Origin of the sequence: uncultured Ralstonia sp. (genome assembly GCA_913056305.1) — a bacterium.
Classification (GTDB): Bacteria; Pseudomonadota; Gammaproteobacteria; order Burkholderiales; family Burkholderiaceae; genus Ralstonia.
The window spans coordinates 12,754-26,709 of the sequence record CAJXMR010000015.1; the positions used below are offsets into that span (position 1 = coordinate 12,754).

Annotated in this window: 12 protein-coding genes and 1 pseudogene; 3 read left to right on the forward strand and 10 right to left on the reverse strand. The window is 66.1% G+C overall.

The genetic code is table 11. The features are described 5' to 3' along the window. Nucleotides 1-48: 48 nt before the first annotated feature. The 4 genes from QZ609_RS04520 to QZ609_RS04535 form a co-directional block, all read right to left on the reverse strand. Nucleotides 49-843 (reverse strand): DUF2334 domain-containing protein, encoded by a 795-nt coding sequence (locus QZ609_RS04520; RefSeq protein WP_295491652.1) that lies wholly within the window; start codon nucleotides 841-843, stop codon nucleotides 49-51. Nucleotides 844-848: 5 nt separating this feature from the next. Continuing rightward, nucleotides 849-2,075 (reverse strand): glycosyltransferase, encoded by a 1,227-nt coding sequence (locus QZ609_RS04525; protein ID WP_295491654.1) that lies wholly within the window; start codon nucleotides 2,073-2,075, stop codon nucleotides 849-851. 14 nt (nucleotides 2,076-2,089) lie between these two features. Continuing rightward, nucleotides 2,090-3,589, reverse strand: coding sequence for an RNA polymerase factor sigma-54 (locus QZ609_RS04530; RefSeq protein WP_295491658.1), 1,500 nt, complete (start codon nucleotides 3,587-3,589; stop codon nucleotides 2,090-2,092). 264 nt (nucleotides 3,590-3,853) lie between these two features. After that, nucleotides 3,854-4,978 carry a sigma-54 dependent transcriptional regulator gene (locus QZ609_RS04535; protein ID WP_295491660.1) on the reverse strand — a complete coding sequence of 375 codons (1,125 nt, stop codon included), beginning with the start codon at nucleotides 4,976-4,978 and terminating at the stop codon, nucleotides 3,854-3,856. A 529-nt stretch (nucleotides 4,979-5,507) separates the two neighbouring features. Here QZ609_RS04535 and QZ609_RS04540 point away from each other — a divergent pair. Further along, nucleotides 5,508-6,893, forward strand: a complete 1,386-nt coding sequence (locus QZ609_RS04540) for a sigma-54 dependent transcriptional regulator (RefSeq protein ID WP_295491662.1) — start codon at nucleotides 5,508-5,510, stop codon at nucleotides 6,891-6,893. A 94-nt stretch (nucleotides 6,894-6,987) separates the two neighbouring features. Here the strand turns inward: QZ609_RS04540 and QZ609_RS04545 are convergent, their stop codons facing one another. Then, nucleotides 6,988-7,215, reverse strand: a complete 228-nt coding sequence (locus tag QZ609_RS04545) for a hypothetical protein (RefSeq protein ID WP_365900937.1) — start codon at nucleotides 7,213-7,215, stop codon at nucleotides 6,988-6,990. Nucleotides 7,216-7,576: 361 nt separating this feature from the next. Here QZ609_RS04545 and QZ609_RS04550 point away from each other — a divergent pair, with 361 nt between their 5' ends. Then, nucleotides 7,577-9,172, forward strand: coding sequence for a peptide chain release factor 3 (locus QZ609_RS04550; protein ID WP_295491668.1), 1,596 nt, complete (start codon nucleotides 7,577-7,579; stop codon nucleotides 9,170-9,172). Between the two features lie 343 nt (nucleotides 9,173-9,515). Here the strand turns inward: QZ609_RS04550 and QZ609_RS04555 are convergent, their stop codons facing one another. After that, nucleotides 9,516-10,139: a hypothetical protein gene (locus tag QZ609_RS04555; RefSeq protein WP_295491673.1), complete on the reverse strand. Its 624-nt coding sequence runs from the start codon at nucleotides 10,137-10,139 to the stop codon at nucleotides 9,516-9,518. Nucleotides 10,140-10,225: 86 nt separating this feature from the next. Between QZ609_RS04555 and prfC the strand changes: the two are divergent. After that, nucleotides 10,226-10,471, forward strand: a pseudogene (gene prfC, locus QZ609_RS04560) (peptide chain release factor 3); the annotation flags it as partial. Nucleotides 10,472-10,505: 34 nt separating this feature from the next. Here prfC and QZ609_RS04565 read toward each other — a convergent pair. The 4 genes from QZ609_RS04565 to glnP are packed head-to-tail and all read right to left on the reverse strand — an operon-like array spanning nucleotide 10,506 to nucleotide 13,938. Continuing rightward, nucleotides 10,506-11,498: a MurR/RpiR family transcriptional regulator gene (locus tag QZ609_RS04565; protein ID WP_295491676.1), complete on the reverse strand. Its 993-nt coding sequence runs from the start codon at nucleotides 11,496-11,498 to the stop codon at nucleotides 10,506-10,508. Beyond that, nucleotides 11,467-12,519, reverse strand: coding sequence for a C45 family peptidase (locus tag QZ609_RS04570; RefSeq protein WP_295491679.1), 1,053 nt, complete (start codon nucleotides 12,517-12,519; stop codon nucleotides 11,467-11,469). Before QZ609_RS04570 ends, QZ609_RS04565 begins: the two co-directional genes overlap by 32 nt. Before the next feature lie 10 nt (nucleotides 12,520-12,529). Further along, entirely contained in the window at nucleotides 12,530-13,285 is a 756-nt protein-coding gene (gene glnQ, locus QZ609_RS04575; protein ID WP_295491681.1) for a glutamine ABC transporter ATP-binding protein GlnQ, read from the reverse strand. Further along, nucleotides 13,282-13,938 (reverse strand): glutamine ABC transporter permease GlnP, encoded by a 657-nt coding sequence (gene glnP, locus QZ609_RS04580; protein WP_295491683.1) that lies wholly within the window; start codon nucleotides 13,936-13,938, stop codon nucleotides 13,282-13,284. Before glnP ends, glnQ begins: the two co-directional genes overlap by 4 nt. Nucleotides 13,939-13,956 lie beyond the last annotated feature (18 nt).

A 13,956-nucleotide genomic window follows, 5' to 3' on the forward strand; every position in this document is an offset into this window, starting at 1 on the left:
GCTGGGGCCTGACGGGCCGCTGCCTGCGCGGCGGTCCGACCAATGGACTCAGTACGAGGCCTGCGCCCGTCCGTCCAGCGCGACCTCCGTGCCGCCCATCAATGCCTGCGCACACACCTGTGCAAAGCCGTTCTTGGTGACCGGCGTGCGCGTCTCCAGGCATGCGGCCAGCAGGTCTTGCCAATGCCGGATGACATCCGGATATGCCGCATCGGATGGATGTAAGCCGAGCCGCAGCAGCGGCGACTGCGCGTGCTGTTGCGCCAGCCAGCGCAGGTAGTGGCGCGAGAGCAGGCGGCGCGGCGTGGTGCGCACGCTGTAGGTTAGGCAGGGCGCGGCCAGCGGGCGGTTCGGGTGCAGCAAGTGAAAGCGCCGCAGCGTGGTGGTGTAGCGCAGCGGCAGCTGATCGAGCACCTGCCACGTGGCCGCATTCATCAGCCACGCGGGCGCGACAAAGCCGTGTAGCGGCCAGCCGTTGGCGGCAAACCAGGCAGCGCCAGCCTCCAAGCGAGAACGGGCAGCATGCAGCGGGATGGCGGAGAACTCGCCCTCGCCCGCGGTATAGCGCGTGCGGATCAGCTGGTCGACAAAGTCGCCCGGCGGCTGGTCGTCGAGGTGGGTGTAGCCGTGCAGGACCAGCTCGTCGCCTTGTTCCACATGCTCGGTCATGACGCGGCAGAAGCGCTCGCTGCTGCGCGCGGTCGGGCCGCGGTGGAAATTGGGAATCACCAGCAGCGATTTCGGCACCGGGCACACCTCATCCAGCGCAGACAGCAGCACGCTGCACGCCGGCCAGGTGGCAGGCGTGACGTCGTGCATGGCGACCACGAGATAGCGCGACATGGGGCTCATCGTCCGAGTGCCGCACTCAGTGCTTCATGCAGGCGCGCGCGCATCGGCAGGACGCTGTTGGCGGCGAGATCGGCCGGCCGGCGTCCCGCCAGCGCCTGATAGCGCGCCACCAGTTGCGGCAATACCGCGTGCCAGTCATAGCGCAGGGCGTGGCGGCGCGCCGCGTGGGCCAGCACCACCGGGTCGCGCTGCGCGAGCGCTTGCAGCGCATCGGCAAAGTCGCCGGCACGACAGTGCGGCACAGCGTGGCCGACCGCGTCGTTGACCAATTCGCCCAGGCCACCCACGGCACATGCAACCACGGGCACGCCGCTGGCCATCGCTTCCAGCGCGACCAGGCCGAAGGTTTCCTGATCGCCGGCATGGACGAAGGCATCCGCGCTGGCCATGGCGGCGGCCAGCTGGTGTGCGTCGCCTTCATACGGCAGCGCGCGCACGTGGCGCCCGCTTGGCGGTGTGGGGCCGGCGCCAATGGTGACCAGCGTGGTGCCGTCGTTCAGTCGATCGACGGCATCGCACAGCACGTCGAGGTTCTTCTCGGGCGCATAGCGGCCAACGTAGAGCAGCACGCGCGCATCGCGCGGCAGGCCGAGTTGGGCGCGCCAGCGCAGCGAGCGGCGGGCCGGATGGAACAGCCGCGTATCGACCCCCAGCGGCTGCAGTTCGACGCGCGCGACACCGAGGTCGGCCAGCTTGTCGGCGATGTAGCGGCTGGGCGCGAACACCGTGTCGAAGCGCGGATACAGGTGGCGCACGTAGGCGGCCGCTGCCTGTTCTGCCGCCGGCCCGGCCAGGCGCCGGAAGAAGGCCGGCAGATCGGAGTGATAGAACGCCACCACCGGCACCTGCAGGCGCGCGCCCGCATGCAGGGCGGACCAGGCGAGCCGGTACGGATCGCCCGCCTCGATCAGGTCGGGCGACAGCGCGCGCAGCGCTCGCTCGGCCGGCCCACAGCGCAGTGGCGCACGGTAGCCTGCCGAGAACGGCACCGGCACGCCCGGCACCACCGCGACCGTGTTGCTCGCATCGTCGGCCGTGCCGGGCACCACCAGCGTGTGCCGCCAGTGGGCCGTCGTCTGCAGGAAATCGTGCTTGGCGCGCAGATACCGTTTGACGCCGCCGCTCTCCGCCGCCCAGAACATGGTCACGTCGGCCAGGTGCAGCGGGGCAGCCAACGCGGTGGGCGTGTAGGCGAGTTCGCGGTCGAGCGGTAGCGTGCGCACGTAGGGTTCCTGGGTCAGACCTGGCGCCGGAGTTCGGCCGGGGCGATGCGCATCAGGCCGCGATACTTGGCCACCGTGCGGCGCGCCACGATCACGCCCTGCTCGGCCAGCATCTTGGCGAGCGACACATCGGACAGCGGTGCCTGCGCATCCTCGGCCTCGATCATCTCCTTGAGCAGCGCCCGCACCGATGCCGCCGAGCACGCGCCGCCCGTATCGGTGGCGAGCTGGCGCGAGAAGAAGTACTTGAACTCGAAGATGCCGCGCGGCGTGGCCATGTACTTGTTGCCGGTGGCGCGCGAGATGGTCGACTCGTGCAGGCCGAGTTCGTCGGCCACGTCGCGCAGCACCAGCGGGCGCATCGCCACCTCGCCGTATTCCAGGAAGTGCTTCTGGTGCGCGACGATGGCCTCGGCCACGCGGCCGATGGTGGCGAAGCGCTGCTGCGCGTTGCGGATCAGCCAGCGCGCCTCCTGCAACTGGTGCGCCAGCGGCGTGCGGTGGTGGCCGCGCGACTGCGCAAACAGTTCGGCGTAGACCTTGTTGATGCGCGCGCACGGCGCCACCGCCGGGTTGGTGATGGCCACCCACTTGCCCCGGATCTTGGCGACGATCACGTCCGGCACCACATAGCCCGCCTGCGCCTGCGAAAAGCGCAGCCCGGGGCGCGGGTCCAGCGTGCGGATCAGTGCGCAGGCCTCGCGCAGTTCGTTTTCGTCGCAGCCGACCGCGCGGCGGATCTGCGTGAACTCGCGCTTGGCCAGGTGCGGCAGGTGGCTGCGCACGATGTCTTGCGCGACCTCCTGGATGCGCTCTTCGGCCTCGCTGCCGTACGCACTGCTGGCCGGGCGGGCCTCGATCTGCAGGCGCAGGCATTCGGCCAGGTCGCGCGCGGCCACGCCGGGCGGGTCCAGGCTCTGCACCAGCGCCAGCGCGATCTGCATTTCCTTCTCGGTGGGCGCGGGCTCGACCGGCGCCAGCGGCATCAACTCGGTCAGCAGCTGGCGCAGGTAACCGTCGTCGTCCAGCGCCTCGATCACGGTCTGCGCCAGCAGGCAATCGCGCTCGGTCAGCCGATAGCTCAGCAGTTCCTGGTGCAGGTGGTCGCGCAGGCTGGGCATGGCGTGCACCCATTCGCCGATGTCGCTGTCTTCGCCGTCGCCGTGGCGGGCGCTGCCGTAGCTGGTGTAGCTGCCGAAGTCGGCGGGGAACTCGTCGGACGCAGCGATGGCCGGGTCGGTCTCGATGGCGCTGGTGGTGGTCTCGGCCGCTGCGTCGTCAGTCGCGGCCACGCGATCCGTTTCGTCGCTCGACACGGTGTCGCCCGCGCGCGCCGCTTCACGCGGCGTACCCGTTTCTTCGACCTCTTCCAGGAACGGATTGCTGGCGAGCGCTTCTTGCATTTCCTGCGCAAATTCGGTTGCGGACAACTGCAGCAGCTTTACCGACTGCTGCAACCGTGGTGTCAGCGCGAGATGCTGCTTCGCACGCATTTCCAGAGCGGCCTTGACCATTCGCCTTGCCTCCATGATGGGTGGATGCCGGCCATGCCGGCCGGCGTGCCCTCATCGATGCAAAGGCTATGCCACCGAAGCGGAGCCACTCCCCATCAGGCTTTGCGGGCGATCGGCAAGATCGCTTCTACACGCGCATGTCGTTTTTATAGGCGTTTTGTTGCCAGCACATGACAGGGGGATGTGCGGTGCGCGCACGCCGCTGCATCAGCATGGGCGCGCGCCAGGCAGCAGGGCGATGCGCCGCAGGCGGCGCGCGAAGGCTCAGGCAGACAACGCCGCGACGGCGTCGGCGCTCTGGTACAGGTCGAGCCGGTTGTAGAGCGTCTTCAGGCTCACGCCGAGGGTCTTGGCGGCCTGGCGCTTGTCGCCCTGGAAGTGCTCGAGCGTGGCGAGGATCATCGCGCGCTGCGCTTCGGCCAACGTCACCCCCACCGGCACGCTCAACACGCCTTGCCGGACAGACAGGCGCGTCGGCGCGCGCACCACGGCAATCGGCGCGGCCAGCTCGAGCGTCTTCTCACCGAGGATGTAGCCGCGTTGCACGGCGTTGCGCAGCTCGCGCACGTTGCCCGGCCATGCGTGCAGGCGCAGTGCCGCCAGCGCCGCGTGCGAGAAGGTCTTGTCGGTCTGGTGCGCGTCGTTGAACTGCGCCAGGAAGTGCAGGGCAAGGTCTTCGAGGTCGCCGTCGCGCTCGCGCAGCGGCGGCACGTGCAGCGGCACCACGGCCAGGCGGTACATCAGGTCTTCGCGCAAGGCGCCGTCGGCCACCGCGTCCTGCAGGCTGCGGTTGGTGGCGGCGACGATGCGCACGCGCGTCTGGATCGGCTCGGTGCCGCCCACGCGCATGAAAGCGCCGCTCTCCAGCACGCGCAACAGCTTGACCTGCATCTCCAGCGGCATCTCGGTGATCTCGTCGAGGAAGATCGTGCCGCCGCAGGCGTGCTCGAAGTAGCCGGTGTGGCGGCCGCTGGCGCCGGTGAAGCTGCCCTTTTCGTGCCCGAACAGCTCCGATTCGATCAGGTTGGGCGAAATCGCGCCGCAGTTGACGGCGACGAAGGCGCGGTCCGCGCGCGGGCTCAGGTCGTGCACGGTGCGCGCGATCAGCTCCTTGCCGGTGCCCGACTCGCCCAGGATCAGCACCGTGGCCAGCGTGCCTGCGACCTTGCCGATCTGGCGATAGAGCGCGCGCATCGCGGCGCAGCGGCCATACAGGTGCCCGAAATCCGGCGCGGCGATGGGGGGCGTGCTAACGGTGTCGGGTGTGGCGTCGACGTCATCAAAGGCGTCGACAAGGTCTGCGCCAGCGCGGCTGGCGTAGGCGGCGGGGTAGGGCAGGTGCCCGGTGGAGACTGCGCGATCGTCGGCGAAGGCTTCGCTCAAGGACATGGCTCCCTCGTGTCGTGCTCGTCGCAACGGGGGGGGCGCGTGTGGGAGACGCCTTCAGTGGCGTGGTCTCCTGGGTACTTGGCGCGTCGTCATCCCGTCACAATGTGGTGAAAAGTGAACCCATTATGGTGGCGGTCGCCATGTGCTGTATGTCGGTCATGCGCTGACAGTTCGGCCATCCTGTCGGCCAAACGCTGACAAGGTGCACGTCCGAAACCCGCGCCGCGCATGGCTTCCGCGCACGGCGCGGCGGGCAATGGCCCTGGGCCGCATGGGGTGGTGCCGGGCCGGGGTTCTCATCTATCCTGAAAGCAATGCATGCGGGGCGGTGGTGCTGCGCGGGGTGATGTATCGAAGCCTTTTCTTGCACGCGGGTGTAAAAATTACCGATCGATAACACGGGCCGGCCCATCCGCTTGCGCGTGCCTGGCACCGCACACCGTGGAATGTTTCTTGCGCCGCCGACCGCCGATCGTGCGTGACGCACCGTGCTGCCGGCCATGCAGGCCGGCCTGCTTATCGAGACCCAATGCCACACATCCTGATTGTCGAAGACGATGCCAGCGCCCGCACCGCCCTGGGCGAGCTGGTGAGCACCGAAGGCTTCACCACCGCACTGGCCGGCTCGCTGCGCGATGCGCGCATCCAGATGTCGCGCCACAGCCCCGATGCGGTGCTGATCGACCTGCTGCTGCCCGACGGCAACGGCATGGACCTGATGGAAGACATCCCCGCGCATTCGGGCACCGAGATCATCGTCATGACCGGCCACGCCAGCGTGGAGACGGCGGTGGAGGCGCTGCGCATGGGCGCGGCGGACTATCTCGTCAAGCCGGTCAACTTCCAGCGGCTCAAATCCATCCTTGCGCGCATTCCGCGCCCGGGCGATCTCAAGGCCGAGATCGGCACGCTGCGCGGCGAGCTGCGCCGCCTGGGCCTGTTCGGCCAGATGCTCGGCAACTCGCCGGTCATGCAAGCGCTATACGACCAGGTCAGCCGCGTGGCGCCCACCGAGGCGACGGTGCTGCTCATCGGCGAATCCGGCACCGGCAAGGAACTGGCCGCGCAGACCATCCACGACCTCAGCCTGCGCCGCAAGCAGCCCTTCCTGCCGGTCAACTGCGGCGCCATCTCGCCCAACCTGATCGAGTCGGAGATGTTCGGCCACGAGCGCGGCAGCTTTACCGGCGCCGACCGCCAGCACAAGGGCTACTTCGAACGCGCCGACGGCGGCACGCTGCTCCTCGACGAGATTACCGAGATGCCGATCGAGCTGCAGGTCAAGCTCCTGCGCGTGCTGGAGACCGGCGTGTTCATGCGCGTGGGCACCAACCGCGAGATCGACACCGATGTGCGCGTGATCGCCGCCACCAACCGCGACCCCGAAGAGGCCGTGGCCGAGGGCAAGCTGCGCGCCGACCTGTACCACCGCCTGAACGTGTTCCCGATGCAGCTGCCGCCGCTGCGCGAGCGCGGCAAGGACGTCGAGCTGCTGGCGCAGCATTTCCTGGACCAGCTCAACGCGCAGAACGGCACCAAGAAGACCTTCCTGCCCCCGGCCATGGGCACGCTGCGCGCCTATAACTGGCCCGGCAACGTGCGCGAGCTGCGCAACTATGTGCAGCGCGCGTTCATCATGTCCGACGACAACGGCATCAGCACCGACGCCGTGCCGCTGCAGGTGTCGGCCACGCAGGCGTCGTCCGGCTCCACGCTCACCATCCCGGTCGGTACCTCGCTGGCGAGCGCGGACAAGAAGCTCATCCTGGCCACGCTGGAGCAATGCGGCGGCGTGAAGAAGCGCGCCGCCGAACTGCTCGGCATCAGCCTGAAGACCCTGTACAACCGGTTGGAGGAATACGGCAGCACCGATGCCGAGGAAGGTTCGCACAAGACGCACGCTACCGAAACCTGATCGGGCAGGGCAGCAAGCCCGACGCGCTCGTCATCTCGAGCGCCCAAAGAAAAAGGCCACCGAGGTGGCCTGGCTTATTGAAGTGGAATGGCGCTCAGCCGACCGTCACCACGGTCTTGCGCGCGGCCCAGATCTCGGCTTGCAGGGCGAGTCCGGCCAGGGCCCGCAGGCTGTCCTGCGGGATTGCCTGGATGCGCTTGCGGCGCTGCGCCGCGCGTTGCCGGCGTGCCGCCTGCAGGCTCTCGGCATCGAGCTGCCAGGCCTTGCGGGTGATGTCCAGAATGCGTTGCACCGCGGGATCCACAGGGGTTCGCGCATGGATTGGATTACGCACGTGTTTGACTCCTTGCTTCTGACTGCTTCAGGTATCGCCACGAATGCCCAAGATCGGGCTTTCGCGATGGGCTCCACGATACGGGAGCACTATGACAACTTCGATAACACCGTCTCCGAAAGGGTTGTCGGAGCATTCCGACAACAGTTTGGTCTCGCCCATCCGGTGGACAGTTCCTACGGAGTTTCCCCGGCTTGCCAGTCAGATCAGTTGATCCTAAGCAAGGGCGGCAATCGCGTACAATCTCGGCTGCCCGTCCAGCGGGCACGCCCTCGGCCGCCGGGATGACCCGCCGGCCAGCGCACACGCCACGTGCGCATCCATCACTTCTCCCTTTCGGTTTTTGCCTGTGAGTACGCTGCAGCAGGAGATCCGGCGCCGCCGGACGTTCGCCATCATTGCCCACCCGGACGCGGGTAAAACCACGTTGACGGAAAAACTGCTGTGGTTCGGCGGCGCCATCCAGATGGCCGGCGCCGTGCGCGCGCGCAAGGCCAACCGCCACGCCACCTCCGACTGGATGGAGATGGAAAAGCAGCGCGGCATCTCGGTCACGTCTTCGGTGATGCAATTCCCGTATCAGAACGATGGGGGCGACTACATCGTCAACCTGCTCGACACGCCGGGCCACGAAGACTTCTCCGAAGACACGTACCGCACGCTCACGGCCGTCGACTCCGCCGTCATGGTGATCGACTCCGTCAACGGCGTGGAAGCGCAGACCATCAAGCTGCTCAACGTCTGCCGCCTGCGCAACACGCCCATCCTCACGTTCATCAACAAGCTCGACCGCGAGGGCCGCGCGCCCATCGAGCTGCTCGATGAAATTGAAAGCGTGCTGCAGATCCAGTGCGCACCGATGACGTGGCCGATCGGCATGGGTAAGTCGTTCAAGGGTGTGTACCACCTCGTCAACGACACGGTGCAGCTGTTCGACCCCAACGCCGACAGCGAGAAGGGCGCCACCGCCGGGCTGATCCAGGGTTTGGACAATCCTGAACTGGATCGCGTGCTCGGCTCGCAGGCGGAAGAGCTGCGCATCGATATCGAACTCGTGCGCGGTGCTTCGCACACGTTCGACAAAGAGGCGTTCCTGTCCGGCAAGCAGTGCCCGGTGTACTTCGGCTCGGCGGTGAACAACTTCGGTGTGCAGTCGCTGCTCGACGCGCTGGTGGGCCAGTCGCCCGAGCCGCTGGCACGCCCCACGGAAACGCGCGAAGTCACGCCGATGGAAGACAAGTTCACCGGCTTCGTCTTCAAGATCCAGGCCAACATGGACCCGAAGCACCGCGACCGGATCGCCTTCGTGCGCGTGTGCTCGGGCCGCTTCGAGCGCGGCATGAAGCTGCTGCAAGTGTCGACCGGCAAGACGGTCGCCATCAACAACGCCATCACCTTCATGGCGCAGGACCGCAACACCACCGAAGAGGCCTTCGCCGGCGACATCATCGGCGTGCCCAACCACGGCACGATCCGCCTGGGCGATGCCTTTACGGAAGGCGAGCTGCTCAAGTTCACTGGCATCCCGTCGTTTGCGCCGGAATACTTCCGCCGTGCGCGCCTGAACAACCCGCTCCGGCTCAAGCAACTGCAGAAGGGTTTGCAGCAGCTGGCCGAAGAAGGCGCGACGCAGATGTTCCGTCCGCTGTCGTCGAACGACCTGGTGCTGGGCGCCGTCGGCACGCTGCAGTTCGATGTGGTGGCGCACCGCCTGGAGCATGAGTACGGCGTTGATGCCATCTTCGAGCCGCACGAATGTGCCACTGCGCGCTGGCTCAAGGGCAAGCCGGAAGACATCGACAAGCTGATCGACAAGGCCGGCCACAACGTGGCCCTGGACGGCGCGGGTGACTACGTCTATCTGGCACCGAGCCAGGTGAATCTGCGGCTGACGCAAGAGCGGTTTCCGGATATCCAGTTCATGGAGACGCGGGAAGTCGTTTAAGCCGAAAAGAAACGGGGCGCGATGCCCCGTTTCTTTTGTGCGCTGCTACTCCAGTCGACTTCCATCGAATACGTTTAGCGCCCAAACAATCAGAAACGACACACACCACAGGCATCTGGCTAGAAGGCTTGTCCGCCTGGTTAGCAGCCCCCAGAGTGCCATGCCGCTCGTCAGCCAAGACGCGGTGCACGAAGTTACATAGTTGGCCTGCGATTTGTACGCCCACATGCCAGCGGCTGGGCCTTCTCCGCCGAAGCGGTATTCCTGCGGTGCCGTCAGGGCTCCCCAGAGTTCGATTGGCATGATGACGAAGAAAAGCCCGGGAATTAGCGCAGCGGCAACTCTAGTAGCGAACTTCCAATTCCATGTCCTTTGCATAAAGCAAGAACTCCTTTGCAAATGCGTCCATTGAGTCGGTTAGGTCAATACACCCGATTGAGCCAGGAAACCAGCCGCCGTGAATGGTGAAGTTGTCTCGGCCGTACACATTGGTTCCGGGGTTTGGGCGCAATCCAACGCGGCGTGTACCCCATGCGATGGTGCATCCGGGCCAGCGCCCGGCCTTGATGTTGAAGAACTTGAGTATGCACGCAGCACGGTTGAAGAAAGACGTTTCTTCCCATTTCTGAAAATCCGATTGCAATGCAATGTAGAGTCCTTCCGGAATGGGGCCGACGTCCTTTAGCGTTTGGTGCTCTTTCCCATTGAATCCAAGTTTTCCCGAGATGGCCGGCCAGTGCTTTGCAACGGATCCATCTTCGAGCCACTGCAGAGATCGCCCGTCGAAAAGCAGCCGCGCCCGTCGCCAGTTGATGCGGCGCTCGACCTCCTCCAGATCAAGCAGCTTGACAATGTCGCGCGGTGTCGGTTGCCTATGGAAACAAGGACCAAAGCGATCATTGATCAGATCTTGATACCTACTGCGCAACAATGCATTTGCTGCAATCTCTCTTTCAAGATGGCTCATAGATTGACGTGCTCTTTCAGCGGCGGGAAAGAGCTTTCTTTACCGAGACCGCGTGGGAGCGTATATAGGGAAAATCTGATTTCGCGATCGCGCACCGCCTGGAGCATGAGTACGGCGTTGATGCCATCTTCGAGCCGCACGAATGTGCCACTGCGCGCTGGCTCAAGGGCAAGCCGGAAGACATCGACAAGCTGATCGACAAGGCCGGCCACAACGTGGCCCTGGACGGCGCGGGTGACTACGTCTATCTGGCACCGAGCCAGGTGAATCTGCGGCTGACGCAGGAGCGCTTTCCGGATATCCAGTTCATGGAGACGCGGGAAGTCGTTTAACGAAAAAAAACGGGGCCGAGCGCCCCGTTTTTTGTTACGACACCTCGATCCCCAGCGCCGTAATCAACCGCTCCCGCCGCTCCAGTGCCTGCAGTGACCGCTTGCCAAGCTGCGTCGCCACCAGATTGAGCAGCCCTTCGCAGAACACGAGGTAGGCGCCCATGCTGTTGCTGAAGAAGCTGCTTTCGTGCGGGATCAGGAAGGCGTGATCCGCGTGCGGTACGAGCGGGGAGGCCAGCGTGTCGGTCAAGGCAATCACCGACAGCCCGGCGTGCCTAGCGGCGGCGGCGGCTTCAGCCACGCTGCGCGTGTAGGGCGCGACGCTGGTGACCACCACCACGTCGCCCGGTTGCAACTGCGCCAATCCCTCGGCCACACCCAGCCCCTGCGTATCGAGGAGCGCGACGTCGGTGCGGATCATGCCGAGGCCATAGCAGAGGAAGCTCGCCAGCGCACTGAACTGCCGCAGGCCATGGATGCGCACGCGCCGCGCATTGGCCAGCAGGCGCGCCGCGTCGCGCAGGTCGGCTGGTGCGAGTTGCGATAGGCACCGCTCGATATTGCCAATGGACTCGCGTGCGAGCTGCGCCACCGTTTCGACCTCGGGTGAGGCGCCGCCGGCCTGCGCCCCTTGCGCCCGCGTCTTCTTGCCCGTCACCAGCCGCTCGGCCTGCTGGCTGTAGAAATGCCGATGACGCTGCGCCAAGCTGTCGCGGAATACGTTCTGGAAATCGGCGAACCCGGTGTACCCGAGCTTGGTGGCCAGGCGCGTCAGCGTCGATGCATTGACGCCGAGCGATGCCGACAGATCCGTGATGGTGCGCACCGCGACTTCTTCCGGGCGCTCGATCAGCTTGGCCAGCACGGTATGCGCCTTGCTGCCGAGCGAGACGTTGGCTTCGTCGCGGCCGATGCGCAGGATGAGCTCGCGCAGGCCGTCGACACTGCGCGGCGGTTGGGCGGCCGATGGCGTGCTCGCCGGCTCTTGCTCCGTCTTACGGCGTGACCTCTGTTTGCGGGTGTCCATTGACCATCCGATACCGGGCCGGGCTCCCGGGATGTTCGTAAACCGCCCATTCTATGTGAGTCGGGAGGATGGCGATGTTGGCGGTGGCCAGCGTGTTCTCGTTGTCCGGGTCGTGCGCGTCGGCGCGATAGATGGGCAGGGCGGCATCCCCCTGGTCGGCCAGGATCGTGAGCGGGTCGATGGCCTGGCCGCTTGCGCGCAGCTGTGCCAGCAACGCATCGCCGCGCACCTGCCGGTGGCGGGAAGAACCGGTGATGATCTGCGGGGCATTGCGCAGCGCCGGATGAATCGCATGATTGGCGTGCAGGGAGGGTTCGGACACTTCCAGTACCGAGCAGCCGTGCGCGCCAAATTCGACGCTCAGCAGCGCGGGGTTTGCGCAATGCCCGAGCGTGAGATGGAAGCCGCCCGCGCGGGGAGCGTCGCGCAGCACTGCCACGGCTGCATTGAGATCGGTGGCATCCAGCACCGCACGTGTCAGGACCATGCGTGGCACGCCCGCCACCACCTTGCGCAGGCGCAGGTTGTTCACGGCCATCGCCAGGCCGGCATCCGTCACGGCGAAGGTATGGCCCGGCAGCGAGCCTGGATAGACGAACGCAGCAAAGCCCGGGCTGCCGTCGATGCGGCATTGCGCGAGCGCGCAGTGTCCGGCAAAGCCGGGATCGCCGTCTTCGTTGTGGGCGATCTGGCGACGGCCCGTGCCCGGTAGCTGCACCGTCGTGCAGCCATCGTTGGTGGCGGCCCAGACATCGCCGCGGCAGTTCCAGAGGAACACGTCTTCAAACGGCACCTGCAGCCCATCTGCCAGGCCCTGCAGTTCGGCCCAGATGCGCGGAAAGCGTTCGCGCACGAGCGTGGCCATGGCCTCCGCCATTGGGTTGCCGCGCCAGCGCATCACGCTGTGCCAGGCATCGGTCTGCAACAGGTGCTGGTGAACGGCGCCGGCGCCAAAGCGGCCCAGCGCCTGGCCCGCCTCGAACGGCGCGCCGGAAATCTCGACAAAAGCTAGTGATGGCATGTGCCAGGAATCATTCGACGTGTTGAAGAAAATCGCGCAAGCGCTGGTTGGGCGACGCATCCAGCATCGCCGCTGAAGGGCCGTCGACGGCGATGTGGCCGTGCTCCATGAAGATGAGGCGCGTGCCCACCTTACGCGCGAACGCCATCTCGTGCGTGACCACGACCATGGTCATGCCTTCTTCCGCCAGCGACTGCATCACGCGCAGCACCTCCTGCCGCAGTTCCGGATCGAGCGCGGAGGTCGGTTCGTCAAACAACATGAGCTTGGGTTTGACCGCCAGTGCGCGCGCAATGGCCACGCGCTGCTGCTGGCCGCCGGAGAGCTCGCTGGGGTAGTGATCCGCACGGGCGGCCAGCCCGACTTTGGCGAGCAGTTCGCGGGCGAGGTCCTCGGCCTCGTGCTTGGCCATGCCGCGCACCTGCCTCGGCCCGAACGCGACGTTCTCCAGGGCCGTCAACTGCGGGAACAGGTTGAATTGCTGGAACACCATGCCGGCTTCCTGCCGGATCTCGCGCACCTTCTTGGCGCCGCTCAGCACGCTGATGCCGTCCACGATCAGGTCGCCGCCGTCGATCTGCTCCAGCGCGTTGATGCAGCGGAGCAGCGTGGATTTGCCCGAGCCGGATGGGCCGATCAGCACGACGACTTCACCCGTGCCAATGTTCAGGTCGACCGCGTCGAGCACGGTGGTCTGGCCGAAGCGCTTGGTGACCCGCTTGAATTGAACGATGTGGTTGTGGCTGTTGTGGCTAACGGCGGTCATAGCATCCGCATCCTCTTTTCCATCGTGCGCAGGCCGAACGTCAGCGTGCCGATCATGCACAGGTAGATGACCGCGACGGCCGACCAGATTTCCACCGCACGGAAGTTCGACGCCATGATCTCCTGCCCCTGTCGCGTGAGTTCACCCACGCCGATCACGATGAACAGCGACGTGTCCTTCAGGCTGACGATGAACTGGTTGCCCAGCGGCGGCGTCATGCGCCGCAGGGCGACCGGGCCGATCACGAACGCCAGCACGCGCCACGCGGGCATGCCCAGCGCCAGCCCCGCCTCCTTCAGCCCGCGCGGCACCGAGATGAACGCACCGCGCACGATCTCGGCGATGTAGGCGCCGGAGTTGACGATGATCGAGACCACCGCGGCGGTCATCGCATCGACGCGGATGTGCAGCAGCACCGGCAACGCAAAGTAGATGAACATCACCTGCACGACGATGGGCGTGCCGCGCACGAACTCGACGTAGGCAAAGGCGATCTTCTGGCACAGCGTGTTGCCGTACGCGCGCATCAGGCCGAACAGCAGCCCTGTGAGCACGCCGCCGGCCAGCCCGATGGCCGTGATCAGCACCGTCAGGCGGGCCCCCTGGAAGAGGGCCGGCAGCGCGTCGATGACGACCGACAGATCAAACTCCATGAACGATCTCCAGCCCGT

Excerpts from the sequence above, each read along its gene's own strand:
- QZ609_RS04520 (WP_295491652.1), bottom strand. The coding sequence starts at position 843 with ATGTCGCGCTATCTCGTGGTCGCCATGCACGACGTCACGCCTGCCACC.
- QZ609_RS04530 (WP_295491658.1), bottom strand. The coding sequence starts at position 3,589 with ATGGTCAAGGCCGCTCTGGAAATGCGTGCGAAGCAGCATCTCGCGCTG.
- QZ609_RS04535 (WP_295491660.1), bottom strand. The coding sequence starts at position 4,978 with ATGTCCTTGAGCGAAGCCTTCGCCGACGATCGCGCAGTCTCCACCGGG.
- QZ609_RS04540 (WP_295491662.1), top strand. The coding sequence starts at position 5,508 with ATGCCACACATCCTGATTGTCGAAGACGATGCCAGCGCCCGCACCGCC.
- QZ609_RS04555 (WP_295491673.1), bottom strand. The coding sequence starts at position 10,139 with ATGAGCCATCTTGAAAGAGAGATTGCAGCAAATGCATTGTTGCGCAGT.
- QZ609_RS04565 (WP_295491676.1), bottom strand. The coding sequence starts at position 11,498 with ATGGACACCCGCAAACAGAGGTCACGCCGTAAGACGGAGCAAGAGCCG.
- QZ609_RS04570 (WP_295491679.1), bottom strand. The coding sequence starts at position 12,519 with ATGCCATCACTAGCTTTTGTCGAGATTTCCGGCGCGCCGTTCGAGGCG.
- glnQ (WP_295491681.1), bottom strand. The coding sequence starts at position 13,285 with ATGACCGCCGTTAGCCACAACAGCCACAACCACATCGTTCAATTCAAG.
- glnP (WP_295491683.1), bottom strand. The coding sequence starts at position 13,938 with ATGGAGTTTGATCTGTCGGTCGTCATCGACGCGCTGCCGGCCCTCTTC.